Source organism: Teichococcus aestuarii (assembly GCF_003116135.1).
Taxonomy (GTDB): domain Bacteria; phylum Pseudomonadota; class Alphaproteobacteria; order Acetobacterales; family Acetobacteraceae; genus Pseudoroseomonas; species Pseudoroseomonas aestuarii.
Genome location: NZ_PDOA01000004.1, coordinates 118,906 through 142,537, shown reverse-complemented (window position 1 = coordinate 142,537; position 23,632 = coordinate 118,906). Strand labels below are relative to the sequence as shown.

Below are 23,632 nucleotides of genomic sequence, written 5' to 3'. Positions count from 1 at the left end.
GCCAGGCGAAGGCCCGCAACAGCACGGAGAACCCCGCATGGCGTTGGATTGGCTGCCCAGCGCGCTGGACCTGGCGCGCTTCCAGTTCGCCTTCACCATCACCTTCCATTTCCTGTTCCCGGCCTTCACCATCGGCCTGGCCAGCTTCCTGGCGGTGCTGGAGGCGCTGTGGCTCTCCACGGGGCGCGCCGTCTACCTGGACGTGTTCCGCTACTGGCTGAAGGTCTTCGCCATCGCCTTCGCCATGGGCGTGGTGTCGGGCGTGGTGATGTCCTACCAGATCGGCACCAACTGGTCGGTCTTCGCCGACCGCACCGGCAACGTGCTGGGGCCGGTGATGGGCTACGAGGTGCTGACCGCCTTCTTCCTGGAGGCGGGCTTCCTCGGCATCATGCTGTTCGGGCTGGAGCGGGTGGGCAAGAAGCTGCACTTCGCCGCCACCTGCCTCGTCGCCATCGGCACGCTGATCTCGGCCTTCTGGATCCTCTCGGCCAACAGCTGGATGCACACGCCGGCCGGCCACAGCATCCTGCCCGATGGCCGCTTCATGCCGGAGGATTGGTGGGCGATCGTCTTCAACCCCTCCTTCCCCTTCCGCTTCGCCCACACCGTCACCGGCGCCTACCTGACCACGGCCTTCATCGTCGGCGGCGTCGCCGCCTTCCACCTGCTGCGCGACAGCCGCAACGAGCGCACCCGCACCATGTTCTCCATGGCGATGTGGATGGCGGCCATCGTGGCGCCGATGCAGATCGTGCTGGGCGACTTCCACGGGCTGAACACGCTGGAACACCAGCCGCAGAAGGTGGCCGCCATGGAGGGCCACTGGGAGCGGCAGCGCGGCGCGCCGCTGATCCTGCTCGGCCAGCCGGACATGGCGGCGGAGGAGACGCATGTGCTGCTGGAGATCCCGCGCCTCTCCGGGCTGATCCTGACGCATGAATGGGATGGCGAGACGCCCGGGCTGAAGGACGTGCCGCCGGAGGAGCGGCCGACCAACGTGCCCCTGGTGTTCTGGGCCTTCCGCGTGATGGTGGGGCTGGGCACCGCCATGGCGACGCTCGGCCTGCTCTCCCTCGGCCTGCGCTGGCGCGGCCGCCTCTACGACACGCGCTGGTTCCTCCGCGCGGCCCTCGTCATGGGCCCGGCGGGGCTGGTGGCGGTGACGGCGGGCTGGATCACCACCGAGGCGGGGCGGCAGCCCTACACCGTCTATGGCCTGCTGCGCACCGCCGACAGCGTCTCGCCGCTGGCGGCGCCGGCGGTGGGCGCGTCGCTCCTGGCCTTCATCGTGGTGTATTTCATCGTCTTCGGGGCGGGCGTCTGGTTCCTGTTCCGGCTGTTCGGCCAGCCGCCGCACGTGGCCGAGGAAGGCCCGGAGGAGACACAGCCGATCCGCACCAGCGGCATCACCCCGGGGCCGGCCATGCACCACGCCGGCCCGCATGGCAGCGCCCTCGGCGACTCGCCGAAGCGGCATTGAGGAGGGACGCCCGATGGAACAGCACCTGCCCCTGATCTGGGCCGTCCTGATCGCCACCGCCGTGTTCCTCTACGTGGTGATGGACGGCTTCGACCTCGGCCTCGGCATCCTCTTCCCCTGGTTCACGGAAAAGGACGAGCGCGACGTGATGGTGAACTCGGTGGCGCCGATGTGGGACGGCAACGAGACCTGGCTGGTGCTGGGGGGCGCCGGGCTCTACGCCGTGTTCCCGCTGGCCTATGCCACCATCTTCCCCGCCCTCTACATGCCGCTGATCCTGATGCTGCTGGCGCTGATCTTCCGCGGCGTCTCCTTCGAGATGCGGTTCAAGGCGCACAATGCCCGCGCCCAGCTCTGGTGGGACCGCGCCTTCTGCTGGGGCAGCTACGTGGCCGGCTTCTGCCAGGGCATCGCCCTCGGCGCGCTGGTGCAGGGCATCGAGGTGCGGGACCGCGCCTATGCCGGCGGCTGGTGGGACTGGCTGACCCCCTTCTCGCTGCTCACCGGCTTCGCCCTGCTGGTGGGCTACGGGCTGCTCGGCGCCTGCTGGCTGATCTGGCGCACGGAAGGGGATATCGCCAGCAAGGCGCGCCACCATGCGCGGCGGCTCGGCATCGGCACCCTGGGCTGCATCCTCCTCATCAGCCTGATCATGCCCTTCCTGCAGCCCTATTTCCGCGAGCGCTGGCTGACCCTGCCCTGGATGCTCTACGCCGCCCCCGTGCCGATCCTGGTGGCGGTGTTCGCCTGGCGCTTCTTCCGCGCCATCCCCGCCACCGAGGCGCGCGAGGCCGAGGCCCCGCACGACCCCACGGGGCGCGGCTTCCGCTGGCGGGACGGCGCCCCCTTCCTCTACGTGCTGGGCTGGTTCTTCCTCTCCTACACCGGGCTCGGCATCAGCCTCTGGCCGAACATCGTGCCGCCCTCGGTCAGCATCTGGGACGCGGCGGCCTCGCCGGCCTCGCAGATGTTCCTGCTGGTGGGCGCCTCGGTGCTGATCCCCATCATCCTGGCCTACACCGCCTATGTGTACTGGCTGTTCCGCGGCAAGGTGCGCGTGGGGGCGGGCTACCACTGATGCCCCCCCTGCTGCGCCGCCTCGGCTGGTTCGTGCTACTCTGGGTTGCAGGCGTCGCGGCGCTCAGCACCGTGGCGCTGCTGATCCGGTGGGCGCTGGGACAGGGCTAGGCCGAACCCACGCAAGGGTTGAGATTGGCCGGATGGAGGGGCAGCAGGCCTGCCTCTTCGCTTAACCCGATTTAAGTCAACATCTTAACGAAAAATTCCATGCCGGAGGCGCAAGCCGCGTCGCCGGATTCTCTATTTTTTTAGTTCATTCTTGTTCTTGATACGTCTCAAAGATGAAAAACCTCTTCCTCAGCCTGACGGAAATGGTAAGAATGCACGCATAGATTGTGGAGAACCAAACGATGCGTGTGCTTTTGGTTGAGGACGATCTGACCACCGCCCGCGGCATCGCCATGATGCTGAAGGCCTCCTCCATGATCGCGGACATCGCCGGCACCGGCGAGGAAGCGCTCGAACTGGCCTCCCTCTACGACTATGACATCGTGATCCTGGACATCATGCTGCCGGACATGGAGGGCTACGAGGTGGTCCGCCGGCTGCGCGGCAACCGGGTGGAGACACCGGTGCTGATCCTCTCCGGCCTGTCCCGCCCCCAGGCCAAGGTGAAGGCCTTCGGCATGGGCGCCGACGACTTCATCACCAAGCCCTTCGACCAGCAGGAGCTGATGGCGCGCATCCAGGCCATCATCCGCCGCGCCAAGGGCTTCAGCCAGCCCACCCTCTCCATCGGGCCGCTGACGCTGAACCTCGGCTCCCGCGAGGTGCGCGTGAACGACCGCGAGGTGCACCTGACGGGCAAGGAATACGCCATTCTGGAGCTGCTGACCCTGCGCAAGGGCCTGGTGCTCACCAAGGAGGTGTTCCTGAACCATCTCTATGGCGGCATCGACGAGCCGGAAGCCAAGATCATCGACGTCTTCATCTGCAAGCTGCGCAAGAAGCTGGCGCAGGCCGGCGCGGGCGAGCTGATCGGCACCGTCTGGGGCCGTGGCTATGTGCTGCGCGACCCGCTCGGCATGGGCGCCCGCTTCCCGATGCCGGAGCTGCCGCAGCCAGCCGCCGCGGCCCAGGCCACCGCCCAGCCGCGCTCCGCGGTGCCGGCTTGAGGCATGGCCCCAGGGGGCCGGGGGCACAGCCCCCGGCCCGACCTGTCAGCTCGCGGCACTGACCGCTCCGGCCAGCGCGTAGACACCCCGCTCGCCAGTCACCGCCACCAGCCGGTCCGTCAGGCCCAGCACCGTCTCCGCGCCACCGAGATAGAGCACGCCATCCGGCGCCAGCTGGGCGGCCAGCGCGTTCATCACCTTCCCCTTGGTGGGCGGGTCGAAATAGATCAGCACGTTGCGGCAGAAGATCACGTCGAAGCGCCCCAGGGGCCGGTGGTCCGCCAGCAGGTTGCGCTCCTCGAAGCGGGTCATGGCGCGCAGCTCGGGCGCGACGCGCCACTTGCTGCCCTCCTGCTTGAAGTACTTCACCAGCATCTGCACCGGCAGGCCGCGCTGCACCTCGAACTGGGTGAAGCTGCCCTCCCGCGCCCGCTCCACCACCTCGCGCGACAGGTCGCTGCCATAGATCTCGGCGTTTTGGATCCCCAGATCGCGCAGGATGATGGCCACCGAATAGGCCTCCTGCCCCGTCGAGCAGGCCGCCGACCAGATGCGGATCTTGTGCGTGGCCGGCCGCGCCGCGCGCAGCTTCGGCAGCAGCCGCCGCAGATGGTCGAAAGGCTTGCCGTCGCGGAAGAAGCTGCTTTCGTTCGTCGTCAGCGCCTCGGTCACGGCGCGCGCCAGGATCTCCGCCCGCGGATCGCGCAGGCGCATCGCCAGCGCATCCAGGGAGGCGAGGTTCTCCTGCTTCAGGATCGGCGCCAGGCGGGTCTCCAGCATATAGGCCTTGTCCGGTGTCAGCACGATCCCGGACCGTGTCTTCACCAGCCCCGCGATCGCGGCGAAGCTTTCCGTGTTCATGCCATTCCTCCGGCCGGGCCGTGGCCCGCCTTTCCAATATGCGCCAAGGCCTTGTCGGCCAGTTGCTCGGGCGGGGCGAGGAACTGCGCCAGCCCGGCCTTCGCCACCGCGCCGGGCATGCCCCAGACCACGCTGGAGGCCTCGTCCTGCGCCAGGACCAGCCCTCCGGCGGCCGCCACCGCCTTGCAGCCCAGCATGCCGTCCTGGCCCATGCCGGTGAGTATCACCGCCAGCACCCGCCCCTCGCAGGCCGCGACGGCGCTGCGCAGCATCGGGTCCACGGCGGGGCGGCAGAAATTCTCCGGCGGGTCCGTGTTCAACCGCGCCACCAAGCCGCCGCCGCCCCCCTCCAGCACCAGGTGGCGGTCGCCGGGCGCCACATAGAGGCGGCCGGGGCGCAGCGCCTCGCCATCCTTCGCCTCCGCCGCCGGCGGGCCGCCCAGCCGGCCGAGATGGTCGGCCAGCATGGCGGTGAACCCCGCCGGCATGTGCTGCACCACCACCACCGGCACCGGCAGGGGCGTGCTGAGCCGCCGCACGAAGGCCGCCAGGGCCTGCGGCCCGCCGGTGGAGGAGCCGATGGCCAGCAGCCGCGGCTTCGGCACCACCGCAGGCATCGGCCGCAGAACCACCGGGCCGGAGAGAAGCGAAGCGCCGGGCGGGGCCGGCGCCGCAGGCAGGGGCTGGCTAGGCTGCGGCGCGGCCGCCCGCGCGGGCGGCACGGGCAGCGGCGCCGAGGCCGCCGGCATGGATGGCGCCGACATGGAGGGCGCCGACACGAAAGGCGCCGACACGGAAGGCGCCGGCAGGGGCACCGTGGGCTGGGCCGCGGACGGCGCGGCCGGCGGTGGTGTCACCAGCGGCGGCGCGGCGGCGGCGCCCGGCGCCGGCTGAGCCGGCCCGGGGACAAACCCGCGCATGCGGGCCCACCCCTTCACCTTGGCCACCAGGTCGGCCCGGAAGTTGGCATCGTTCATGCCGCCATTGGCGGCGCTCGGCTTCGGCACGTAGTCGGCCGCGCCGGCGCGCATCGCCGCCATGGCCGCCGCGGCGCCGCTCTCGTTCTGTGCGCTGGAGACGATCACCGCCAGGTTGGGGTGCGTCTTCAGCAGCAGGGGCAGCGCCGTCATGCCGTCCATCACCGGCATCTCCAGATCCAGCAGCATGACATGCGGGCGTGCCTCGCGCGGCAGGCCCATCAGGGCATCGATCGCCTGCTGCCCGTTGCCGACACTGCCGACGAGCTGCAGGTCCGGGTCGGCCTCAAGGAGGCGGGCATAGGCCGAGCGCACGGTCGTGCTGTCGTCGCACAGCATCACCCGGACCCTCCGGTTGCCCGCCGCCCCGCTGGGCGGCAGGCTTCTCACAGCTCGGCGTCCTCCGGCAGGAAGCCCAGCTGCACCAGCTTGCCCGTCACGATCTCATCGTCGAAAGGCTTCATGATGTATTCCTGCGCCCCCGCGCTCAGCGCGGTGACGATGCGGTCGAACTCGCTCTCGGTGGTGCAGAGCATGATCACCGGCTCGTCCGGGCCGAACTCGGCGCGGGCGGCCTTGAGGAATTCCAGCCCGTTCATCACCGGCATGTTCCAGTCCAGCATCACCAGCCGGGGCAGGCTCTCGCGGCAGGCCTCGAGCGCCTTCTGCCCGTCCTCCGCCTCGCGCACCTGGAAGCCATGGCGCTCCAGGATGCGGCGTGCGGCCTTGCGGACCACGCGGCTGTCATCCACCACCAGGCAGTTCACGGCCTCGTTCATTGATCGTCTCCCTTTCAGCCGATCGCCAGGATGCGGTCCACATCGAGCACGATGAGCAGGCGCTCATCCTCCTTGTGGACCCCGCGCGACACATCCCGCCAGAGCGGGTCGAGCGTCGGCGGATTGGCAGCGAACCCCTCCTCGGGCAGCGCCAGAACCTCGCCCACCGAATCCGAGAGCAGGCTGTAGAGCTCGCCGCTCTGCTCCACCACCACGCTCATCGGCGGCGGCGCCCCCGCCTCGCGCGGCGGCAGGCCCAGCCGCCGGCGCAGGTCGATCGCGGTCACGATGCGGCCGCGCAGGTTCAGGCTGCCGGCCACCTCGCGCGGCGCCAGCGGCACCCGCGTGATGGCCTGAGCCGCCAGGATGTCCCGCACCGCCAGCACCGGCACTCCGCAGAGCTGCCCCGCCACCGTCAGGGTCAGGAACATCGCGGCGGCGCTCTCTGTCACCGCGGCAACGGCGCGTTGCGTGCTCGGGGGCATTTGCGTCTGCATGACCTTCCGCTCCTCAGCTGATGACCGGCGTGGCGAGGCATTCGCTCAATGCGGCCAAAAGCGCCTCACGCTCCGATTTGCCCACATATTCGTTGAAGCCCGCCTCGCGCGCGCGCCGCACCTGCTCGGCCTCGACCCGCCCGCTGAGCGCGATCATCGGCAGGGACTGCCATGTGCCGGATTCCCGCACCGCCCGCGCCAGGCCGATGCCGTCCAGGTCCGGCATCTCGATGTCGGAGACGATGATGTCGAAGGGCGCCCCCTGCTCGCGCAGCTGCAGCGCCTGCAGGCCGGTGTCCACCGCCGTCACGTCGTAGCCGGCGGCGGTCAGGCCGGGCACCAGCAGGTGGCGGAAGAAGGCGCTGTCCTCCACCAGCAGCACACGCTTGCGCGCGGCGGCCGGCGCGGTGCCGCGGAACCAGTCGTCCCCCGCCTGGTGCAGCCACCAGGCGCAGTCGATCACATCCGTCACCTTGCCGCAGATCACGGCGCTGCCGAGGAAGCCCGGCTGCTCGCTGGCGCCCTCGATCAGCAGATGCTCCTCCACCACGTCGAGGATGGTGTCGACCATCAGGCCCATGGCGCGGTCGCGGTCGTTGAACACCAGCACCGCCTGGCGCTTGCCCGGCTCGGGCGGCATCCAGCCGCCGGACATGGCCACCAGCGGCATCAGCTTGCCGCGGTACTGCACCAGCGTCTTGCCGCCCGAATGCTCGATGCTCTCGCCCGGCAGGTCCTCCAGCCGCGCCACGAGGCCGAGCGGCACCGCCTTCGGCGTGTCGTCCCCCGCGCGGAACAGCAGCAGCGCCGTCCGCTCGCTGGAGCGGTGGCCGCGCATCCCCTCCGGCCCGCGCGAGGCATCCTCGCTCGGCCCGTCGGCGCCGACGCCGGTGGCGCGGGCGATGCCGTTCGGGTCGAGGATCATGATGACGCTGCCATCGCCCAGGATGGTGTTGCCGCTGAACATCGTGACGTGGCGCAGGATCGGCGCCACCGGCTTGACCACGATCTCCTCGGTGTCGAACACCTTGTCGACGATGATGCCGAACACGTTGGCGCCGACCTGGGTGACGACGACGAAGCCCGCATCCCGCCGCCCCTCATCCGCCGCGTGTTCCAGCTGCAGCAGGCGGGAGAGCGAGACCAGCGGCAGCAGCCGGTCGCGCAGCCGCATCACCGGCGTGTCGTGGATGCGCTCGATCTGCGCGCCCTCGGCGCTGCCGCCCGCGCGCACCAGCTCCACCACGCCGATCTGCGGGATGGCGAAGCGCTCGCCCCCCGCCTCGACGATCAGCGCCGAGACGATCGCCAGCGTCAGCGGGATCTTGATGAAGAAGGTCGTGCCCTTGCCCTCGGTCGAGCGCAGGTCGATCGTGCCGCCGATCTTCTCGACATTGGTCTTCACCACATCCATGCCGACGCCGCGGCCGGAGACGGAGGTGATGGCGGCGGCGGTGGAGAAGCCGGCGCGGAAGATGAAGTGCTGGATCTCCCGCTCGCTCATGCTGGCGACCTCGGCCTCGGTGGCCAGGCCCTGGCCCACCACCTTGGCCTTGATCTTGTCCACCGCCAGGCCGCGCCCGTCATCGCCGATCTCGATGATGATGTGGCCGCCCTCGTGATAGGCGTTGAGCAGGATGCGCCCCACCTCCGGCTTGCCGGCGGCGCGGCGCTGCTCGGGGTTCTCGAGGCCATGGTCGCCGCTGTTGCGCACCATGTGCGTCAGCGGGTCCTTGATCAGCTCGAGCACCTGGCGGTCGAGCTCCGTCTCGGCGCCCTTCATCACCAGCTCGATCTTCTTGCCCAGCTCGTTGGCCAGGTCGCGGACGATGCGCGGCAGCTTCTGCCAGGCATTGCCGATCGGCTGCATGCGGGTCTTCATCACCCCCTCCTGCAATTCGGAGGTGATGTGGGAGAGGCGCTGCAGCGGCACGGTGAGCGCCGCGTCGCTGCGGGCGCGGACGAGCTGGAGGAGCTGGTTGCGGGTCAGCACCAGCTCGCTGACCAGCGTCATCAGGTCTTCCAGCACGTCGACCGAGACGCGGATGGTCTGCGCCGGCGTGATCGGGCCACCGCCGCCGCCGCCGCCGCCACCGCCGCCCTCCCCGTCATGCTCGCCGCCCCGGCTGATGCTGGGCGGCGCGGGCGGCGGAGCGACCACCGCTGGCGGCGGCGCGGCAACCGGCTCGGCCACCGCCTCGGGGGCGGGCGGGGCCTCGGCTGGCTTCTCGTCGCCGAAGCTGGGCATCTCCGGCTCGGCCGCCGCCGGCATCTCGCCACGCCAGGCGGCGTCGAGCGAGGCAATCAGCGCGGTGTCATCGCCCACCGGCTCGCTGCCGGTGTTCTCCAGGCCGGAGACGATGCCCTTGAGGCAGTCCAGCGCCGAGAGGATCAGGGTGATGCCGGCCGGCGTCACCTTGAGCGAGCCTTCGCGGTACTTGCCCAGCACGTTCTCGGCGGCATGCGCCACCTTCTCCAGCCGCGAGAGGCCGAGAAAGCCGCAGGTGCCCTTGATCGTGTGGACGTTGCGGAAGATCTCCGACAGCGTCTGCCGGTCGTCCGGGGCCTTCTCGAGCTTCAGCAGCGCGACATCGAGCGCGGCCAGCCCTTCATTCGTTTCAGTCAGAAAGTCGGCGAGAAGATCGTCCATCACGGTCCCCGACAGGCTGGGTTCGGCTCAGCCTGGGGGCCGGATGGCGAAGGAAAGGTAAATGTGGTGCCTTCAGCCTCCGGGGGCGATTCGCAGGGCGTCCGGCTCCGACTCGGGCGCCAGCGCCACCCGCCAGCCGGCGGCAGCGGCCAGGCGCAGCAGCAGCAGCGCGGGGGCGGCGCGGGCCCCCTCCACCGCCTCGCCACGCAGCAGGGCCGGCAGCGCCGCGGGCCAGGCGCGCATGGCACCCTCCGGCCGCAGCACGAAGCCCTCGCCCTGCGGGGCCAGCGTCACCGTGCCGCCGCGCGGCAGCGCCTCGCCCACCAGCAGCGCGCCGAGCAGCAGCAGCGGCGCCACCGGGGCGGCCAGCACGCGCTCGGCCGGCATCGCCTCCGCCACCAGCCGCGCCCGCCCGCCCGCCAGCATGCCCTCCAGCAGCGCCGTCAGCCCGGACACCGCCAGCGGCCCGGTGCCGGCGCCGCAGGCGGCGCGCCAGAACTTCAGCCGCCGCCGCAGCTCCGCCGCCGCATCCTGCGCCAGGGCCGGCGCCTCCGGCTCCTCGCCCAGGAGGTCCAGCGCCGCGCCGACGGTGCCGAGCGGCCCCACCATGTCGTGGCACAGCCGGGCGCAGAGATCCTGCGCCAGGCTCGTTCCGCCTTCCATCGCCATTCTCCGGCCCGTTCACGAATCCGTGATTGCATGGCAGCCTAGCCCGTAAGCCTTCCGGCGGCCACCCTGGCGTCATGTTCAATCCGCTCGAGCCGGGCATGCATGTCCGCCACCCCGACCGCCCCGACTGGGGCATCGGCCAGGTCCAGTCCGTCGTCGGCGACCGCGTGACGGTGAATTTCGAGCATGCCGGGAAGCTGCTGATCAACGCCGCGCAGGTGGCGCTGGAGCCCGTGGACGAGGCACCGTGAGCGGCGCCTGGCAGCAGGCGGCCGGCCTGCTCGGCGCGTGGGAGGTGGGGGTGGCGGTGCTGGCCACCCTCATCGCCGGGCTGATGCGCGGCTATTCCGGCTTCGGCACCGCCATCTTGCTGGCGCCGGTCTATTCCACCCTGTGGGGGCCGAAGGTCGGCGTGCCGGTGATGCTGCTGATGGAGCTGTTCGTCTCCGCCTACCTGCTGCCCAAGGCCATCGCCCTGGCCAACCGGCGCGTCATCTTCTCGCTCGGCGGCGCCGCCGTCCTGGCCACGCCCTTCGGCGCCTACATCCTGTTCGTGGCCGATGGCGCCACGCTGCGCCGCGCCATCGGGCTGCTGGTGCTGGTGTTCGGCCTGCTGCTGATGTCCCCCTGGCGCTACCACGGGCGGCGGCCGCTGGGGCTGAACCTCGCCATCGGCACCGTCTCGGGGCTGATGAAGGGCGCCACCGGCATGTCCGGCCCGCCGGTCATCCTCTACCTGCTCTCGGGGCCCGAGGCGGTGGCCCAGCACCGCGCCAACCTCATCCTCTATTTCGGCCTGATCGGCATCGTCGCCGTCATCCCGCCGCTCTGGGGCGGGCTGGTCGGCCTGCCCGTGCTGATCATGACGGGGCTGATGCTGCCGGTGCTGCTGCTGGCCGTGCCGGTCGGCGCCCGGATGTTCCATGTCCTGCCGGTGGCCTGGTACCGGCGGCTGGCGCTGCTGGCGCTGATGGGGGCCGGCGGATTCGCCCTGCTCGGCTGAAGCAGCCACGGCAGGGGCTTGCACCGGTGGGGGGCGCCGGCCCAAATGGACGTTGCACCGTTCACCGCCGAGCAAGGGAGTTGCCCGCATGATCGATCCGTTCGGACGGCGGATCAGCTACCTGCGCGTTTCCGTCACCGACCGGTGCGACCTGCGCTGCGTCTACTGCATGGCGGAGGACATGACCTTCCTCCCCAAGGCCCAGATCCTCTCGCTGGAGGAGCTGGACCGCTTGTGCGGCGCCTTCATCGGCCTCGGCGTCGAGCGCATCCGCCTGACCGGCGGCGAGCCGCTGGTGCGGCGCGACGTGATGCGGCTGGTGCGCTCCCTCGGCGAGCGCATCGGGCCGCGGGGTTTGAAGGAGCTGACCCTCACCACCAACGGCACCCAGCTCACCAAGCACGCCGAGGGTCTGTATGCCGCCGGCGTCCGGCGCATCAACGTCTCGCTCGACTCGCTCGACCCGGGCCGCTTCAAGGCGCTGACCCGCTGGGGCGAGATCGAGAAGACGCTGGACGGCATCTTCGCCGCCAAGGCCGCGGGCCTCGCCGTCAAGATCAACGCGGTCGCCATGAAGGGCGTCAACGAGGACGAGTTCGACCGCATGATCGCCTGGTGCGGCGAGCACGGCTTCGACCTCACCCTGATCGAGACCATGCCGCTCGGCGAGATCAACGAGGACCGGACGGACCAGTACCTGCCCCTCTCCGTGGTCCGCCGCCGCCTGCGCGAGACCTGGACGCTGGAGGAGACCGACTACGCCACCGGCGGCCCCGCCCGCTACATGACGATCCGCGAGACCGGCCAGCGCCTCGGCTTCATCACGCCGATGACGCACAATTTCTGCGAGAGCTGCAACCGCGTGCGGCTCACCTGCACCGGCACGCTCTACATGTGCCTGGGCCAGGAGGACGCGGCCGATTTGCGCGCCGTGCTGCGCGACCCGGCGGTGGACGAGGCCGGGCTGCGCGAGGCCATCGAGGCCGCCATCGCCCGCAAGCCGAAGGGGCATGACTTCGTCATCGACCGCCGGCAGAACCGCCCGGCGGTCGGGCGCCACATGAGCGTGACGGGCGGCTGACCCCATGGAGGAGATGCGCACCCTGATCACGGCGCTGTCCCTGCCCGGCTTCCCAGAATGGACGGGGCTGCTGCTGCTGGCGCTGGGCCTGCTCTGCGCCGCCGCCTTCCTGCTGATGCCCTTCAGCGTGTTCGGCGTGAAGCCGCGGCTGGAGGCGCTGGAGGTGCAGCTCGACGAGATCCAGCACGAGATCCGCGAGCTGGCGCTGCGGCTGCAGGACCCTGCCCTGGCGCGCCGCGCCGCCGCCGCCGCCAGCGACGACTGGGCGGAGCCGCCGGGGCTGGCCGCCCGCACGCCGGCGCAGCGCGACGCCGCGCCGCGCATCGTGCCGCCGGTGCCGCCGCCGGCCGCCTACCCCGACGGGCGCGGCCGTGGCCCGGCGCGCGCCGAGCCGAAGCTGGACTGGCCGCGGCAACGGTAGGACGGAGGAAGGGCCGGGGCGGGAACGCCCCGGCCCTTCCTCCGTCCGGCCCTTCCTCCGCCCGGCCCTCTTCCACCCGGCCGGTCAGCGCGTGGGAAGCACCGCGCCGGTGTTGCGGGCGGCCTGCGCGATGGCGCGGGTGAAGCCGTCCGCATCCATCGCCAGCAGGTCGCGCTGGCGTACCGGCACGGCGATGAACACCTTCAGGAACCGCCCCGCCGCGACGCCGACGCAGAGCTGCTGCCACATCGCCGTGCGGCCATAGGTGCCGTCCAGCACCGCGCATTGCAGCGGCGCGCCGCCCGGCACCTCCAGGGCGCGGCGGCCGGCCTCGGCCATCTGGCGGCCGGGGGCGGGCATCAGCGCCTCGGCCACGCCCTCGCTCAGCTGGGCCTCCACCACGGCCGGCGGGGTCTCCGGCGGCAGCGGCGGCAGGCCCTTGTCATAGACGATGACCGAGGCGATGGCGGCGCGCGCCGCGACGCCGGCCCGGGCGGGGGTGGCATAGTCCACCGCGCGGCCCTGGCCGGGCTGGGTCGCCTCCATGTCGGCGGTCATGCCGCGGGTGAAGCCGGCCGCCTCGTCGGGCAGCCGGGCCAGCACCGCGTCCAGGCCCGGCCGCGCCACCACGGGGCCGCCCGCGCCCTCCGGCTGCGCCGCGCAGCCGGCCAGCAGGGCAGCCAGCGCCAGGCCGAGGCCGGCGCGCATCAATGGCCCGCCCCGGGCAGGCCGAGACCGAGGTTGAGCGTCGCATTCGCCATGATCAGGCCCTCCCAGAGCAGTTCCACGCCGATATAGGCGATCAGCGCCACGCCGACATAGGCGATGATCTTGAACCGATCCAGCAGCTTGGCCAGCAGCCCGCCCAGCAGGCCCATCATGACGATGGAGATGCCGAGGCCCACCATCAGCAGGGTCAGGTTGGCGCGCGCCACGGCGGCCACCGCCAGCACGTTGTCGAGGCTCATCGAGACATCGGCCACGATGATCTGCCACAGCGCCTGCGCCAGGCTCTTGTCGTGCACGGCGTGGCCGGTCTCGTCCTCGGCCTGCTTCTCGTGGCGCAGCTCGCGGAAGAAGCTCCAGGCGATGTAGAGCAGCGCCAGCCCGCCCACCAGGTCGATCCACCACAGCGCCAGCAGCATGCTGGCGAAGACCGAGAAGACGATGCGCAGCACCGCCGCCGCGGCGATGCCGAACAGCACGGCGCGCGCGCGCTGCCGCGGCGGCAGGCCGGCGGCCGCCATGCCGATGACCACGGCGTTGTCGCCCGAGAGAATGATGTTGAGCCACATGATCTCGGCCAGACTGCCGAGGGAGCCGGTCAGCGATTCCATCCGTAGTGCGTCTCCGCGAGGAGCGGGCGGCGGAGACTGGAGGCTCGGGCACACCCGCAGGGAACGAGGGGCGCGACGCTAGGCCGGGCCGGCGCGGCCGGAAATCCGCCGGGCCGGTATCTGTCCGGCAGGTCATGACACCCCGGACAGGCTGGAAAGCAGAACGGCGCCGGAGGACCGGCGCCGGAAAGCGGGCGCCCCCTGCGGGGCGCCCGGCCGCTGCGCGGAAGCCGCGCTCAGTGCGCGCGGTGGCGCTGCCGCTCCAGCGCCTGGCGGATGCTGGTGCCGATGGCGGCGACCAGCACCGTCACCACCACCACCTGCAGCAGCGTGGCGCCGACCCAGAGCCAGGTGGGGAAGACCCCCGGCAGGGCCAGGTAGCCGAGCGGCAGGGCCAGGTACATGTAGGCCTCCGGCACCGCCTCGGTCACTTCCGCCGTGCCGCCCAGGATCATGGTGATGGCGACGTAGAGGATGACCAGCAGGCCCAGCCAGGCGATCCAGCGGTGGCGGTCCAGCAGCCGCGCGATCAGCGTGGCGGCGACGCCCATCAGCACCACCGAGATGGCGAGGCCGACCACCAGCACCCACAGATGCTCCTTCGCCGCGCCGGCCACCGCCAGCACGTTGTCGAGCGACATGGAGATGTCGGCCACCAGGATCTGCACGATGGCCTGGCGCAGAGTCTTGCGCGGCGCGCCCGGATTGGCGGCATCGGCGGACTCGATCGCGTCCACCCCCTCGTCCTGGCCGCCATGCCCCGCGCCCTCGCGCAGCTCGCGGAACATCTTCCAGCAGACCCACAGCAGCAGCACGCCACCCGCCAGGGTGATGCCGACGATGGCCAGCAGCTGGGTGGTGATGGCCGCGAAGCCGATACGCATGACGGTGGCGGCGACGATGCCCCAGAAGATCGCCTTGCGCCGCTGCTCCGAGGGAAGACCCGCCGCCGCCATGCCGACGACGATGGCGTTGTCGCCCGCCAGCACGAGGTCGATGAAGAGAACCTGCCCGAGGGCAATCAGTTCAGGCATCAAGCCTGCCAAATCCATGAACCCGTTCCCGTTCCCGATGGAGAGGCGGCGCATAAAGCGACACCTGCCGTTACACAACTCTCGTGTCGGAAAGGTGACATTTTTGACATGTTCGTCCGGTTGACGCCGCCGCGTGCTGCGGCCATTCCCCGCCCCTCCCGGGCCGTCCGTGTGCCGGCCTTCGCTCTCGCCGGCGCCCCGCTGGCGCCCCTGCAGGAGGACCGCGCATGGTTCCGCGCTACAGCCGCCCCGAGATGACCGCCATCTGGTCCCCCGAGGCCCGCTACCGCATCTGGTTCGAGATCGAGGCGCTGGCGGCCGAGGCGATGGGCCAGCTCGGCACCATCCCGGCCGAGGCCGCCCGCACCATCCGCGAGAAGGGCGCGCCGCGCGCCGCCGCCATCTCCGCCGCCGACATCGCCCGCATCGACGAGATCGAGCGCGAGACGCGGCACGACGTCATCGCCTTCCTCACCTGGATGGCCGAGGGCATCGGCGAGGATGCGCGCTTCATGCACCAGGGCCTGACCAGCTCCGACGTGCTGGACACCTGCCTCTCGGTGCAGCTGGCGCGCGCCGCCGACCTGCTGATCGCCGAGCTGGACCGGCTGCTGGCGGCGCTGAAGCGCCGGGCCGAGGAGCACAAATACACCCCCACCGTCGGCCGCAGCCACGGCATCCATGCCGAGCCCACCACCTTCGGTCTCAAGCTTGCGGGACATTACGCCGAATTCATCCGAAACCGGGCCCGGCTGGTGGCGGCGCGTGACGAGATCGCCACCTGCGCCATTTCCGGCGCCGTCGGCACCTTCGCCGCGGTGGACCCGCGGGTGGAGGCGTTCGTGGCGGAGAAGCTGGGGCTGACGGTGGAGCCGGTCTCCACCCAGGTGATCCCGCGCGACCGGCACGCCGCCTTCTTCTGCGTGCTGGCCGTCATCGCCTCGGGCATCGAGCGGCTGGCCACCGAGGTGCGCCACCTGCAGCGCTCCGAGGTGCGCGAGGCGGAGGAATACTTCCACCCCGGCCAGAAGGGGTCCTCCGCCATGCCGCACAAGCGCAACCCGGTGCTGTCGGAGAACCTCACCGGCCTCGCCCGCATCGTGCGCGGCTACGCCCTGCCGGCGCTGGAGAACGTGGCGCTGTGGCATGAGCGCGACATCAGCCACTCCTCGGTGGAGCGGGTGATCGGGCCGGACGCCACCATCACGCTGGACTTCGCCCTCGCCCGCCTCACCGGCATGATCGACAAGCTGACCGTCTATCCGGAGCGGATGACGGCCAATCTGGAGAGCCTGGGCGGCGTGGTGCACAGCCAGAAGGTGCTGCTGGCGCTGACCCAGGCCGGCCTCTCGCGCGAGGGCGCCTACCGCGCCGTGCAGCGCGCCGCCATGGCCACCTGGACGGCGCTCGGCACCCCCGATTCCCGCAGCTTCCGCGACAACCTGCTGGCCGATGCCGAGGTGGCCGGCAAGCTGGACGCGGCGGCGCTGGACCAGGCGATCGACCCGCAGCGCGACTTCCGCCACGTGGAGACCATCTTCGCCCGCGTCTTCGCCGCGGGCTGAGGCGGGGGGCCGCGCCCGGCAGAGTGCGTGCGCACCACGCGGGCACGGTGCGGCGCACCATACGGGCACGGTGCGGCGCACCACACAGGAAGGTTACGGGCGGCCACACCGCCGCCCGCCCTCCGCCACGGTTCTGCCCCAGGCCCGCGTGACACTCGCATCATGTCGAGGAAGGACCGAACCATGCCAGGCTTGCGTCTACCGGCTGCGCGTCAACTGGTTCTGGCCGGGTTCGCGGCTGCCGGCCTGATGCTCGGCCTCACCGCCGCGCCCGCTCCCGCCCAGGCGGATGAGGTGGTGCTGGTGCACGACCATCGTGGCTGGGGCCACCATCGCGGCCATGGCCGGGGCTACGGCCATGGCCCCCGCTACTACGGGCCGCCGCCGCGCGCGCGCCACTACGCGCCGCCGCCCCGCTACTACCATCCGCCCCCGGTGCGCTACTACTATCCGCCGCCGCCGCCGCGCTACTACCGGCCGCCGCCGCGCGCCGGCATCTATTTCGGCTTCTGACGGGGCGACGCCCCGGGAAGGGCCGGCATGACAAGGGGCCGGGGGAAGGAATTCCCCCGGCCCCTCTTGTCTGGGCGCCCCTTTCCCGCCGGGCCGGGGCGGCCCGCCGGGATCAGAGCGGCTTGGCGGGGTGGGACCCCTCCGTGCCGGAGCCGGCGGCGCGGCCCGGCTCGATGCCGGCCGGCGGCTCGCCCTCGCCGCCCTTGTCGCCCGCCTCGTCCGCCAGGCGGGGGCCACCGGCATGGGCGGGCGGCTCGGCAGGCTGGGTGGGCTCCGGGGCGGGCGTGGCGGGGGGCGGGCCGGCGGGCGAGGCGGCGGCGGGCGCGGTGGCCATGCCGAGCTTCGCCTCCAGCGCGGCCACGCGGGCGGCCAGGGCGGTGCTCTCCTCGCGGGCGCGGCGGGCCACCTCCAGCGCGGCGTCCAGGTCCTCGCGCTTCACCAGCTCGAGCCGCTGCACCATCATCTCCACCTGAGAGCGGGCCATCGCCTCCACCTCGGCGCGCAGCCCCGAGACCATGGAGAAGGCACCGCCGGCCAGGCCGGCGAGATCGTCGAAAAGGCGGCCGCGGCGGCCAGGGCCATTGCCGGCGCCGCTCTCAGAACCCGATTCCATCATCCACTCTCCTTGTTACGGCGCCTGCGGGCTCCTGGCCCGTGCCGGCGGCTCGCGCCTTTTGGATCGACCGGGGCGGTTGCCGGGGCCGGCGCACGCCGCCTATACCCGGCCCGCCCGGCGGGCGACCATTCCCCCCGCTGGTCCATCGTCGCGGAAGGCTCGCGCATGTATCTGGTCACTGGCGGTGCCGGTTTCATCGGCTCCAACCTCGTCGCGGCACTTTGCGAACGGGGGGCGGAGGTGCTGGTCTGCGACCGGCTGCGCAGCGGCGAGCCGGGCCGGGAGAAGTGGCGCAACCTGGCGCACCACCCGATCGCCGGCATCCTGCCGCCCGAGAAGCTGTGGGACTGGCTGGAGGACGCGCCGCGCCCCGAGATGATCTTCCATCTCGGCGCCATCAGCGACACCACGGTGCGCGACGGCGACCTGGTGGCGGAGAACAACCTCTCCCTCACGCTGCGCCTGTTCGCCTGGTGCGCCGAGCACGGGGTGCGGCTGGTCTATGCCTCCTCCGCCGCCACCTATGGCGACGGCGCGCTGGGCTTCGACGACGACGCCTCCCCCGCGGCGCTGGCCGCGCTGCGGCCGCTCAACCTCTATGGCTGGTCGAAGCACGCGACGGACCGGCGCGTGGCCGACCTGCTGGCGCGCGGCCGCGCCGCGCCGCCGCAATGGGCCGGGCTGAAGTTCTTCAACGTCTATGGGCCGAACGAGCACCACAAGGGCCGCATGGCCAGCGTGGTGCTGCACAAGTTCCGCCAGATCATGACCGGCGCCCCCGCCACCCTGTTCAAGTCGGACCGCGAGGGCATCGCCGATGGCGAGCAGCTGCGCGACTTCGTGCATGTGGACGACTGCGTGGAGGTGATGCTCTGGCTGCTGGACAACCCGCAGGCCAGCGGGCTGTTCAACGTCGGCACCGGCACGGCGCGCAGCTTCCTCGACCTGACGCGGGCGGTCTATGCCGCGCTGGACCGGACGCCGGAGATCGCCTTCATCGAGATGCCGGTCGATCTGGTGGGCAAGTACCAGTACTTCACCCAGGCGCGGATGGAGCGGCTGCGCGCGGCCGGCTTCACCGGCGCCGCCACCGGGCTGGAGGACGGGGTGCGGCGCTACGTGCAGGACTTCCTCACCCGCCCCGACCCGTATCGCTGAAGGCGGCGCCCGGATGCTCCTCGCCCTGCCCTTCCCCGCCATCGACCCGGTGCTGATCGAGATCGGCCCGCTGGCGATCCGCTGGTACGCGCTGGCCTACATCGCCGGCATCATCCTCGGCTGGCGGCTGATGCGCCGGCTGGTGGCGCTGCCGCCGGTGGCCGCCTCGGCCGAGCAGGTGGACGATTTCGTCACCTGGGCGGTGCTCGGCGTCATCCTCGGCGGCCGGCTCGGCTACGTGCTGTTCTACCAGACGGACCACTACCTCTCGGCGCCGTGGGAGGCCTTCTACCTCTGGCGCGGCGGCATGTCCTTCCATGGCGGCGCGGCGGGGGTGATCCTGGCGCTGGTGCTGTTCTGCCGCCGCCACGGCCTCTCCATCCGCCGCTTCGGCGACCGGCTGACGGCGGTGGTGCCGATCGGCCTGTTCTTCGGGCGGCTGGCCAACTTCATCAATGGCGAGCTGTGGGGCCGCGTCTCGGACGTGCCCTGGGCCATGGTCTTCCCGCATGGCGGGCCGGAGCCGCGCCACCCCAGCCAGCTCTACCAGGCGGCGATGGAGGGGCTCTGCCTGTTCGTCCTGCTGCAGGTGCTGGTGCGCATCCCCGCCATCCGGGCGCGGCGCGGCTTCACCGCCGGCGCCTTCCTGGCCGGCTACGGCGTGGCGCGCATCATCGGCGAGCTGTTCCGCCAGCCGGACGCGCAGCTCGGCTTCCTGTGGGGCGGCGCCACCATGGGGCAGCTCCTCTCCATCCCGATGGTGCTGGCCGGCCTCGCCCTGATGCTGCTCGCCCCGCGCGACAGGGTGGCCGCGGCGTGAGCGATCCCGCCCCGGAGGCCCCCGAGCGGCTGGACCGCTTCATGGCCCGCGCCGCCGCCGCCTACTATGCGGGGCGCGACCCCTTCGGCGCGCGGGGCGACTTCACCACCGCGCCCGAGATCAGCCAGGCCTTCGGCGAGTGCCTCGGCCTGTGGGCGGCGGTGCTGTGGCAATCGATGGGCCGCCCGGCGCCGGTGCTGCTGGCCGAGGCCGGCCCGGGCCGCGGCACGCTGATGGCCGACGCCCTGCGCGCCATCGGCCAGGTGATGCCGGGCTTCCGCGCCGCGCTGCGGGTGCATCTGGTGGAGCAGAGCCCGGCGCTGCGCGCCGCCCAGGCCCGCGCCCTGGAGGCGCCGCTCGCCGGCGCCGCCGCCACCTGGCACGAGGATTTCTCCACCCTGCCGGATGGCCCGCTGCTGCTGCTCGGCAACGAGTTCCTGGACGCGCTGCCGGTGCGGCAGTTCGTCCGCCGGGGCGCGGGCTGGGCCGAGCGCCATGTCCTGGCCGGCGCCTTCACCGAGCGCCCCGCCGGCCCGGTGGCCGGGCTGGAGCTGCCCGATTCGGCGCCGGAGGGCGCGGTGCAGGAGGTCTCCGAGGCGGCGCGCGGCCTCGTGGCCAGGCTGGCGGCGCGGCTGGCGGCGCAGGGCGGCGCCGCGCTGTTCCTCGACTACGGCCCCGCCGCCTCCGGGCTGGGCGATTCGCTGCAGGCGCTCAGCGGCCACCGCGCCGCCGACCCGCTGGGCCCGCCGGGCAGCGCCGACATCACCGCGCATGTCGATTTCGCCGCCCTCGCCCGCGCCGCCCGCGCCGCCGGCGCGGCGGTGCACGGCCCGGTGCCGCAGGGCCTGTTCCTGCAATCGCTCGGGCTGGTGACGCGGGCGGCCATGCTGGCCCGCGCCGCCCCCGCCTCGGCGGGCCACCAGCTCTCCGCCGCGCAGCGGCTGATCGCCCCGGAAGGCATGGGGCGGTTGTTCAAGGCGCTGGCGATCTGCCACCCTGACCTGCCCCCACCGCCGGGCTTCGAGGCCGCATGACCGCCGAATTCCTCTCCACCGACCTCTTCGCCGGCCTGCCGCACGGCTTCTTCACCCGCCGCGGCGGCGTCTCGAAGGGCGGCTTCGCCACGCTGAACTGCTCCCTCTCGGGGCAGGACGACGCGGCGGCGGTGGCCACGAACCGCGCCCGCGCCATGGACGCGCTGGGCCTGCCGGGCGGCGCCCTCTCCAGCGCGCACCAGGTGCATGGCGTGGCCGTGGCCGTGGTCGGCCAGCCCATCCCGAACGAGGTCCGCCCGACGGCGGACGCGCTGGTGACCGACCGCCCCGGCCTGGCGCTCGGCGTCGTCACCGCCGATTGCGGCCCGGTGCTGTTCGCGGACATGGAGGCGGGGGTGGTGGGCGCGGCCCATGCCGGCTGGCGCGGCGCCGTCGCCGGCATCCTGGAGGAGACGCTGCTGGCCATGGAGCGGCTGGGCGCCAGCCGCCACGCCATCACCGCCGTGGTCGGCCCCTGCATCCGCCAGGATTCCTACGAGGTGGGGAATGACCTGCGCGACGCCGTGCTGGCGCGCGAGGCGGCCGATTCGCGCTTCTTCGTCGCCGGGCGGCGCGAGGCGCACTGGCAGTTCGACCTCGCCGGCTATTGCGCGGCGCGGCTGGTGGCGGCAAGAACCGGCCGCGTGGCCGTGATCCCGGCCGACACCTGCGCCGAGCCGGACCGCTTCTTCAGCCACCGCCGCCGCACCCTGGCCGGCGAGGGCCCGATCGGCCACCAGCTCTCGGCCATCGCCCTGCCCGCCTGATCCGAACTTCCGGAAGGGCCAACCCCATGCCCTACATGGTGATCTTCCTGCTGCTCCTCGTCCTGACCATGCTGGTGTCCTGCTTTGCGCTGGTCTGAGGGCGCCCGCGCCTGGCTGGCGCCGCTGCTGGCGCCGCTGCTGCTGCTGGCCGCCTGCGCCGACCTGCAGCCCTTCCGGGGCAATCCGGGGGCCGAGGCGCGGCGGCTGGCGCGGCCGCCCGCCTACCGCATCGCCGTGCCCACCCCGACCGAGGCGCTGCTGACCGATGCCGGGGCGGAGCGCTTCGCCGAGACCCTGGCCGAGGCGCTGCGCGCGGCGGAGGTGCCGGCCGCGGCGACGCCCGTGCAGCCGCTGGACTGGCCGCTGATCGTCACCGCCCGGCGGGAGGGCAGCCGCCTGCTGCCCCGCTACGAGCTGTTCGACGCCGACGGCACCTCGATCGGCGCCACCGAGGGCCGCCCCGCCCCGCTGCGCGGCTGGGGCATGGAGGAGGAAGCGGTGTTCCGCGAGGTGGCGGCGCGCGACGCCCCCGGCGTGGCCACGCTGCTGGAGGCGGTGGAGGCCTCGCGCAAGGCCAGCGACCCGGCGGCGCTGGCCGGGCGCGGCCCGCTGCGAATCCGCCTGGCGGGCGTGAAGGGCGCGCCGGGCGACGGCAACCGCAGCCTGCGCAACCGCCTGGGCGAGTTCCTCACCCGCCTCGGCTACCTGCCGCAGGACCAGGCGGAGGGCGCCACCTACGCCGTGCAGGCCGAGGTGCAGGCGGTGCCGGCGCCGGGCGACAAGCAGCGCATCGAGCTGCAATGGATCGTCAGCCGGCGCGACGGCTACGAGCTGGGCCGGGTGGTGCAGATCAACGAGGTGCCGCGCGGCTCGCTCAACGGGCTGTGGGGCGACGTGGCCTATGTGGCGGCCGAGCAGGCGGCCAGCGGCATCCGCGAGGTGCTGCAGAACGCCGCCCAGCCGGAGCTGGACGAGGCCACACCGCCGCCGCCGCCACCGCCCGAGGCGCACCGGGGCGCCAGGGCGGAGGCCGCCCCGGCCCGCTGAGAGGGGCACGGCGACGGGGTGAGGATTTGCACGCCAGCCATGCCAAAGGCCTGGCGACGATAGACACGAGGCTGTCACGTTGCTACCACGCGGCCCGTTCCTCGCCGGGCCCGACTTTCCCCTGGGTCCGCTGCCCGGAGATGCCGCGCCCCATGAAGATCGTCGCCTGCAACAGCAACCGCCCGCTCGCCGAGGCGGTGGCCGCCGCGCTGAACCTGCCGCTGACACAGGCCTCCATACGCCGCTTCGCGGATATGGAGGTGTTCGTGGAGATCCACGAGAATATCCGCGGCGAGGATGTGTTCGTGGTGCAGAGCACCTCCTACCCCGCCAATGACAACCTGATGGAGCTGCTGATCACGCTGGACGCGCTGAAGCGCAGCTCCGCCCGGCGCGTCACGGCCGTCATCCCCTATTTCGGCTATGCGCGGCAGGACCGGAAGTCCGGCCCCCGCACGCCGATCAGCGCCAAGCTGGTGGCCAACCTCATCACCGAGGCCGGCGCCGACCGCGTGCTGACGCTCGACCTGCATGCCGGGCAGATCCAGGGCTTCTTCGACATCCCGGTGGACAACCTCTTCGCCGCCCCCCTCTTCGCGCGCGACATCCTGGAGCGCTACAAGGGCCGCGACCTGATGGTCGTCTCCCCCGATGTCGGCGGCGTGGTGCGGGCGCGGGCCATCGCCGCCCGGCTGCACACCGACCTCGCCATCATCGACAAGCGCCGCCCCCGCGCCGGCGTCTCCGAGGTGATGAACGTCATCGGCGACGTCGAGGGGCGGGACTGCATCCTGGTGGACGACATCGTCGACTCGGGCGGCACGCTGTGCAACGCGGCCGACGCGCTGCTGAAGAACGGCGCCAAGTCGGTCAGCGTCTATGTGACGCATGGCGTGTTCTCGGGCGGCGCGGTGGCCCGCATCGGCGCCGCCAGCATCGAGCAGATGGTGGTGACGGACAGCATCCAGGCGACCGAGGCGGTGCGCGTCTCCTCCAACATCCGCCAGCTCACCATCGCGCCGCTGCTGGCCGAGGCGATGCGCCGCATCTCCGAGGAAAGCTCGGTCTCCACCCTGTTCAACTGAGCGCGCGGGCGGATTTCACGGTCCGCCCCGCCTCGGCGCC

Annotated in this window: 25 protein-coding genes and 1 pseudogene; 16 read left to right on the top strand and 10 right to left on the bottom strand. The window is 72.1% G+C overall.

The window, feature by feature from the left end:
• Window positions 1–37 precede the first annotated feature (37 nt).
• The 4 genes from CR165_RS08525 (at window position 38) to ctrA (ending at window position 3,678) form a co-directional block, all read left to right on the top strand.
• Complete coding sequence (locus tag CR165_RS08525; protein WP_109516548.1) at window positions 38–1,483, top strand: cytochrome ubiquinol oxidase subunit I; 1,446 nt, start codon at window positions 38–40, stop codon at window positions 1,481–1,483.
• Between the two features lie 13 nt (window positions 1,484–1,496).
• Window positions 1,497–2,561: a cytochrome d ubiquinol oxidase subunit II gene (gene cydB / locus CR165_RS08520; protein WP_109516547.1), complete on the top strand. Its 1,065-nt coding sequence runs from the start codon at window positions 1,497–1,499 to the stop codon at window positions 2,559–2,561.
• Window positions 2,561–2,671, top strand: a complete 111-nt coding sequence (locus CR165_RS24440; protein ID WP_146201858.1) for a DUF2474 family protein — start codon at window positions 2,561–2,563, stop codon at window positions 2,669–2,671. Before cydB ends, CR165_RS24440 begins: the two co-directional genes overlap by 1 nt.
• 242 nt (window positions 2,672–2,913) lie before the next feature.
• Window positions 2,914–3,678, top strand: coding sequence for a response regulator transcription factor CtrA (ctrA, locus tag CR165_RS08515; RefSeq protein ID WP_109516546.1), 765 nt, complete (start codon window positions 2,914–2,916; stop codon window positions 3,676–3,678).
• Window positions 3,679–3,723: 45 nt separating this feature from the next.
• On the opposite strand, the gene CR165_RS08510 is transcribed toward ctrA, so the two are convergent.
• The 6 genes from CR165_RS08510 to CR165_RS08485 form a co-directional block, all read right to left on the bottom strand.
• Entirely contained in the window at window positions 3,724–4,539 is an 816-nt protein-coding gene (locus CR165_RS08510; protein WP_109516545.1) for a CheR family methyltransferase, read from the bottom strand.
• A complete protein-coding gene (gene cheB / locus CR165_RS08505) occupies window positions 4,536–5,855 on the bottom strand; it encodes a chemotaxis-specific protein-glutamate methyltransferase CheB (protein WP_109516544.1) in 1,320 nt (439 codons plus the stop codon). The genes CR165_RS08510 and cheB overlap by 4 nt, the downstream gene beginning before the upstream one ends.
• Window positions 5,856–5,902: 47 nt before the next feature.
• A complete protein-coding gene (locus CR165_RS08500) occupies window positions 5,903–6,295 on the bottom strand; it encodes a response regulator (protein WP_109516543.1) in 393 nt (130 codons plus the stop codon).
• A 14-nt stretch (window positions 6,296–6,309) separates the two neighbouring features.
• On the bottom strand, window positions 6,310–6,780 hold the full coding sequence (locus CR165_RS08495) for a chemotaxis protein CheW (RefSeq protein ID WP_245906268.1): 471 nt from the start codon (window positions 6,778–6,780) through the stop codon (window positions 6,310–6,312).
• A 25-nt stretch (window positions 6,781–6,805) separates the two neighbouring features.
• Window positions 6,806–9,442, bottom strand: a complete 2,637-nt coding sequence (locus CR165_RS08490; protein WP_109516541.1) for a hybrid sensor histidine kinase/response regulator — start codon at window positions 9,440–9,442, stop codon at window positions 6,806–6,808.
• 72 nt (window positions 9,443–9,514) lie between these two features.
• The gene (locus CR165_RS08485; RefSeq protein ID WP_181378060.1) at window positions 9,515–10,105 is read right to left on the bottom strand and encodes a histidine phosphotransferase family protein; all 591 of its coding nucleotides are present in this window, start codon (window positions 10,103–10,105) and stop codon (window positions 9,515–9,517) included.
• An 80-nt stretch (window positions 10,106–10,185) separates the two neighbouring features.
• Between CR165_RS08485 and CR165_RS08480 the strand changes: the two genes are divergently transcribed.
• The 4 genes from CR165_RS08480 to CR165_RS08465 all read left to right on the top strand — a co-directional run bounded on the left by CR165_RS08480 (window position 10,186) and on the right by CR165_RS08465 (window position 12,616).
• On the top strand, window positions 10,186–10,362 hold the full coding sequence (locus CR165_RS08480; protein WP_109516539.1) for a DUF3553 domain-containing protein: 177 nt from the start codon (window positions 10,186–10,188) through the stop codon (window positions 10,360–10,362).
• Window positions 10,359–11,114 carry a sulfite exporter TauE/SafE family protein gene (locus CR165_RS08475; RefSeq protein ID WP_245906265.1) on the top strand — a complete coding sequence of 252 codons (756 nt, stop codon included), beginning with the start codon at window positions 10,359–10,361 and terminating at the stop codon, window positions 11,112–11,114. Before CR165_RS08480 ends, CR165_RS08475 begins: the two co-directional genes overlap by 4 nt.
• 88 nt (window positions 11,115–11,202) lie before the next feature.
• Window positions 11,203–12,195: a GTP 3',8-cyclase MoaA gene (gene moaA / locus CR165_RS08470; protein WP_109516538.1), complete on the top strand. Its 993-nt coding sequence runs from the start codon at window positions 11,203–11,205 to the stop codon at window positions 12,193–12,195.
• 13 nt (window positions 12,196–12,208) lie between these two features.
• Window positions 12,209–12,616, top strand: coding sequence for a hypothetical protein (locus tag CR165_RS08465; protein ID WP_146201857.1), 408 nt, complete (start codon window positions 12,209–12,211; stop codon window positions 12,614–12,616).
• Window positions 12,617–12,700: 84 nt separating this feature from the next.
• Here CR165_RS08465 and CR165_RS08460 read toward each other — a convergent pair whose 3' ends face one another.
• The 3 genes and pseudogenes from CR165_RS08460 to CR165_RS08445 all read right to left on the bottom strand — a co-directional run.
• Window positions 12,701–13,324 (bottom strand): hypothetical protein, encoded by a 624-nt coding sequence (locus tag CR165_RS08460; protein WP_181378059.1) that lies wholly within the window; start codon window positions 13,322–13,324, stop codon window positions 12,701–12,703.
• A complete protein-coding gene (locus CR165_RS08450) occupies window positions 13,324–13,953 on the bottom strand; it encodes a YjbE family putative metal transport protein (RefSeq protein WP_109516534.1) in 630 nt (209 codons plus the stop codon). The genes CR165_RS08460 and CR165_RS08450 overlap by 1 nt, the downstream gene beginning before the upstream one ends.
• 428 nt (window positions 13,954–14,381) lie before the next feature.
• Window positions 14,382–15,005: pseudogene (locus CR165_RS08445) on the bottom strand (TerC family protein); the annotation flags it as partial.
• A 209-nt stretch (window positions 15,006–15,214) separates the two neighbouring features.
• Between CR165_RS08445 and purB the strand changes: the two are divergent.
• Both purB and CR165_RS08435 read left to right on the top strand, forming a co-directional pair.
• Window positions 15,215–16,552 (top strand): adenylosuccinate lyase, encoded by a 1,338-nt coding sequence (purB, locus tag CR165_RS08440; RefSeq protein WP_109516533.1) that lies wholly within the window; start codon window positions 15,215–15,217, stop codon window positions 16,550–16,552.
• 249 nt (window positions 16,553–16,801) lie between these two features.
• Window positions 16,802–17,065, top strand: coding sequence for a hypothetical protein (locus CR165_RS08435; protein WP_109516532.1), 264 nt, complete (start codon window positions 16,802–16,804; stop codon window positions 17,063–17,065).
• Between the two features lie 112 nt (window positions 17,066–17,177).
• On the opposite strand, the gene CR165_RS25600 is transcribed toward CR165_RS08435, so the two are convergent.
• Window positions 17,178–17,678, bottom strand: coding sequence for an accessory factor UbiK family protein (locus CR165_RS25600; RefSeq protein WP_245906263.1), 501 nt, complete (start codon window positions 17,676–17,678; stop codon window positions 17,178–17,180).
• 168 nt (window positions 17,679–17,846) lie between these two features.
• Here CR165_RS25600 and rfaD point away from each other — a divergent pair, with 168 nt between their 5' ends.
• The 6 genes from rfaD to CR165_RS08400 all read left to right on the top strand — a co-directional run bounded on the left by rfaD (window position 17,847) and on the right by CR165_RS08400 (window position 23,592).
• Complete coding sequence (rfaD, locus tag CR165_RS08425; RefSeq protein WP_109516531.1) at window positions 17,847–18,839, top strand: ADP-glyceromanno-heptose 6-epimerase; 993 nt, start codon at window positions 17,847–17,849, stop codon at window positions 18,837–18,839.
• Between the two features lie 13 nt (window positions 18,840–18,852).
• A complete protein-coding gene (gene lgt / locus CR165_RS08420; RefSeq protein ID WP_109516530.1) occupies window positions 18,853–19,659 on the top strand; it encodes a prolipoprotein diacylglyceryl transferase in 807 nt (268 codons plus the stop codon).
• Between the two features lie 41 nt (window positions 19,660–19,700).
• A complete protein-coding gene (locus CR165_RS08415; protein ID WP_109516723.1) occupies window positions 19,701–20,693 on the top strand; it encodes a class I SAM-dependent methyltransferase in 993 nt (330 codons plus the stop codon).
• Window positions 20,690–21,460, top strand: a complete 771-nt coding sequence (pgeF, locus tag CR165_RS08410) for a peptidoglycan editing factor PgeF (protein WP_109516529.1) — start codon at window positions 20,690–20,692, stop codon at window positions 21,458–21,460. The genes CR165_RS08415 and pgeF overlap by 4 nt, the downstream gene beginning before the upstream one ends.
• Window positions 21,461–21,544: 84 nt before the next feature.
• Window positions 21,545–22,507 carry a hypothetical protein gene (locus CR165_RS08405; protein ID WP_109516528.1) on the top strand — a complete coding sequence of 321 codons (963 nt, stop codon included), beginning with the start codon at window positions 21,545–21,547 and terminating at the stop codon, window positions 22,505–22,507.
• A gap of 152 nt (window positions 22,508–22,659) precedes the next feature.
• Window positions 22,660–23,592, top strand: a complete 933-nt coding sequence (locus tag CR165_RS08400) for a ribose-phosphate pyrophosphokinase (RefSeq protein WP_109516527.1) — start codon at window positions 22,660–22,662, stop codon at window positions 23,590–23,592.
• The last annotated feature ends 40 nt before the right edge of the window (window positions 23,593–23,632 follow it).

What these genes read in the sequence shown, in the direction of transcription:
- CR165_RS08525 (WP_109516548.1), top strand. Translation starts at nt 38, where the DNA reads ATGGCGTTGGATTGGCTGCCCAGCGCGCTGGACCTGGCGCGCTTCCAG.
- ctrA (WP_109516546.1), top strand. Translation starts at nt 2,914, where the DNA reads ATGCGTGTGCTTTTGGTTGAGGACGATCTGACCACCGCCCGCGGCATC.
- cydB (WP_109516547.1), top strand. Translation starts at nt 1,497, where the DNA reads ATGGAACAGCACCTGCCCCTGATCTGGGCCGTCCTGATCGCCACCGCC.
- CR165_RS08400 (WP_109516527.1), top strand. Translation starts at nt 22,660, where the DNA reads ATGAAGATCGTCGCCTGCAACAGCAACCGCCCGCTCGCCGAGGCGGTG.
- purB (WP_109516533.1), top strand. Translation starts at nt 15,215, where the DNA reads ATGGTTCCGCGCTACAGCCGCCCCGAGATGACCGCCATCTGGTCCCCC.
- CR165_RS08465 (WP_146201857.1), top strand. Translation starts at nt 12,209, where the DNA reads ATGCGCACCCTGATCACGGCGCTGTCCCTGCCCGGCTTCCCAGAATGG.
- CR165_RS08490 (WP_109516541.1), bottom strand. Translation starts at nt 9,442, where the DNA reads ATGGACGATCTTCTCGCCGACTTTCTGACTGAAACGAATGAAGGGCTG.
- moaA (WP_109516538.1), top strand. Translation starts at nt 11,203, where the DNA reads ATGATCGATCCGTTCGGACGGCGGATCAGCTACCTGCGCGTTTCCGTC.
- CR165_RS08450 (WP_109516534.1), bottom strand. Translation starts at nt 13,953, where the DNA reads ATGGAATCGCTGACCGGCTCCCTCGGCAGTCTGGCCGAGATCATGTGG.
- CR165_RS08495 (WP_245906268.1), bottom strand. Translation starts at nt 6,780, where the DNA reads ATGCCCCCGAGCACGCAACGCGCCGTTGCCGCGGTGACAGAGAGCGCC.
- CR165_RS08485 (WP_181378060.1), bottom strand. Translation starts at nt 10,105, where the DNA reads ATGGAAGGCGGAACGAGCCTGGCGCAGGATCTCTGCGCCCGGCTGTGC.
- CR165_RS08435 (WP_109516532.1), top strand. Translation starts at nt 16,802, where the DNA reads ATGCTCGGCCTCACCGCCGCGCCCGCTCCCGCCCAGGCGGATGAGGTG.
- CR165_RS08460 (WP_181378059.1), bottom strand. Translation starts at nt 13,324, where the DNA reads ATGCGCGCCGGCCTCGGCCTGGCGCTGGCTGCCCTGCTGGCCGGCTGC.
- CR165_RS08415 (WP_109516723.1), top strand. Translation starts at nt 19,701, where the DNA reads ATGGCCCGCGCCGCCGCCGCCTACTATGCGGGGCGCGACCCCTTCGGC.
- cheB (WP_109516544.1), bottom strand. Translation starts at nt 5,855, where the DNA reads ATGCTGTGCGACGACAGCACGACCGTGCGCTCGGCCTATGCCCGCCTC.
- CR165_RS08500 (WP_109516543.1), bottom strand. Translation starts at nt 6,295, where the DNA reads ATGAACGAGGCCGTGAACTGCCTGGTGGTGGATGACAGCCGCGTGGTC.
- CR165_RS08480 (WP_109516539.1), top strand. Translation starts at nt 10,186, where the DNA reads ATGTTCAATCCGCTCGAGCCGGGCATGCATGTCCGCCACCCCGACCGC.
- CR165_RS24440 (WP_146201858.1), top strand. Translation starts at nt 2,561, where the DNA reads ATGCCCCCCCTGCTGCGCCGCCTCGGCTGGTTCGTGCTACTCTGGGTT.
- CR165_RS25600 (WP_245906263.1), bottom strand. Translation starts at nt 17,678, where the DNA reads ATGGAATCGGGTTCTGAGAGCGGCGCCGGCAATGGCCCTGGCCGCCGC.
- CR165_RS08510 (WP_109516545.1), bottom strand. Translation starts at nt 4,539, where the DNA reads ATGAACACGGAAAGCTTCGCCGCGATCGCGGGGCTGGTGAAGACACGG.
- pgeF (WP_109516529.1), top strand. Translation starts at nt 20,690, where the DNA reads ATGACCGCCGAATTCCTCTCCACCGACCTCTTCGCCGGCCTGCCGCAC.
- rfaD (WP_109516531.1), top strand. Translation starts at nt 17,847, where the DNA reads ATGTATCTGGTCACTGGCGGTGCCGGTTTCATCGGCTCCAACCTCGTC.
- lgt (WP_109516530.1), top strand. Translation starts at nt 18,853, where the DNA reads ATGCTCCTCGCCCTGCCCTTCCCCGCCATCGACCCGGTGCTGATCGAG.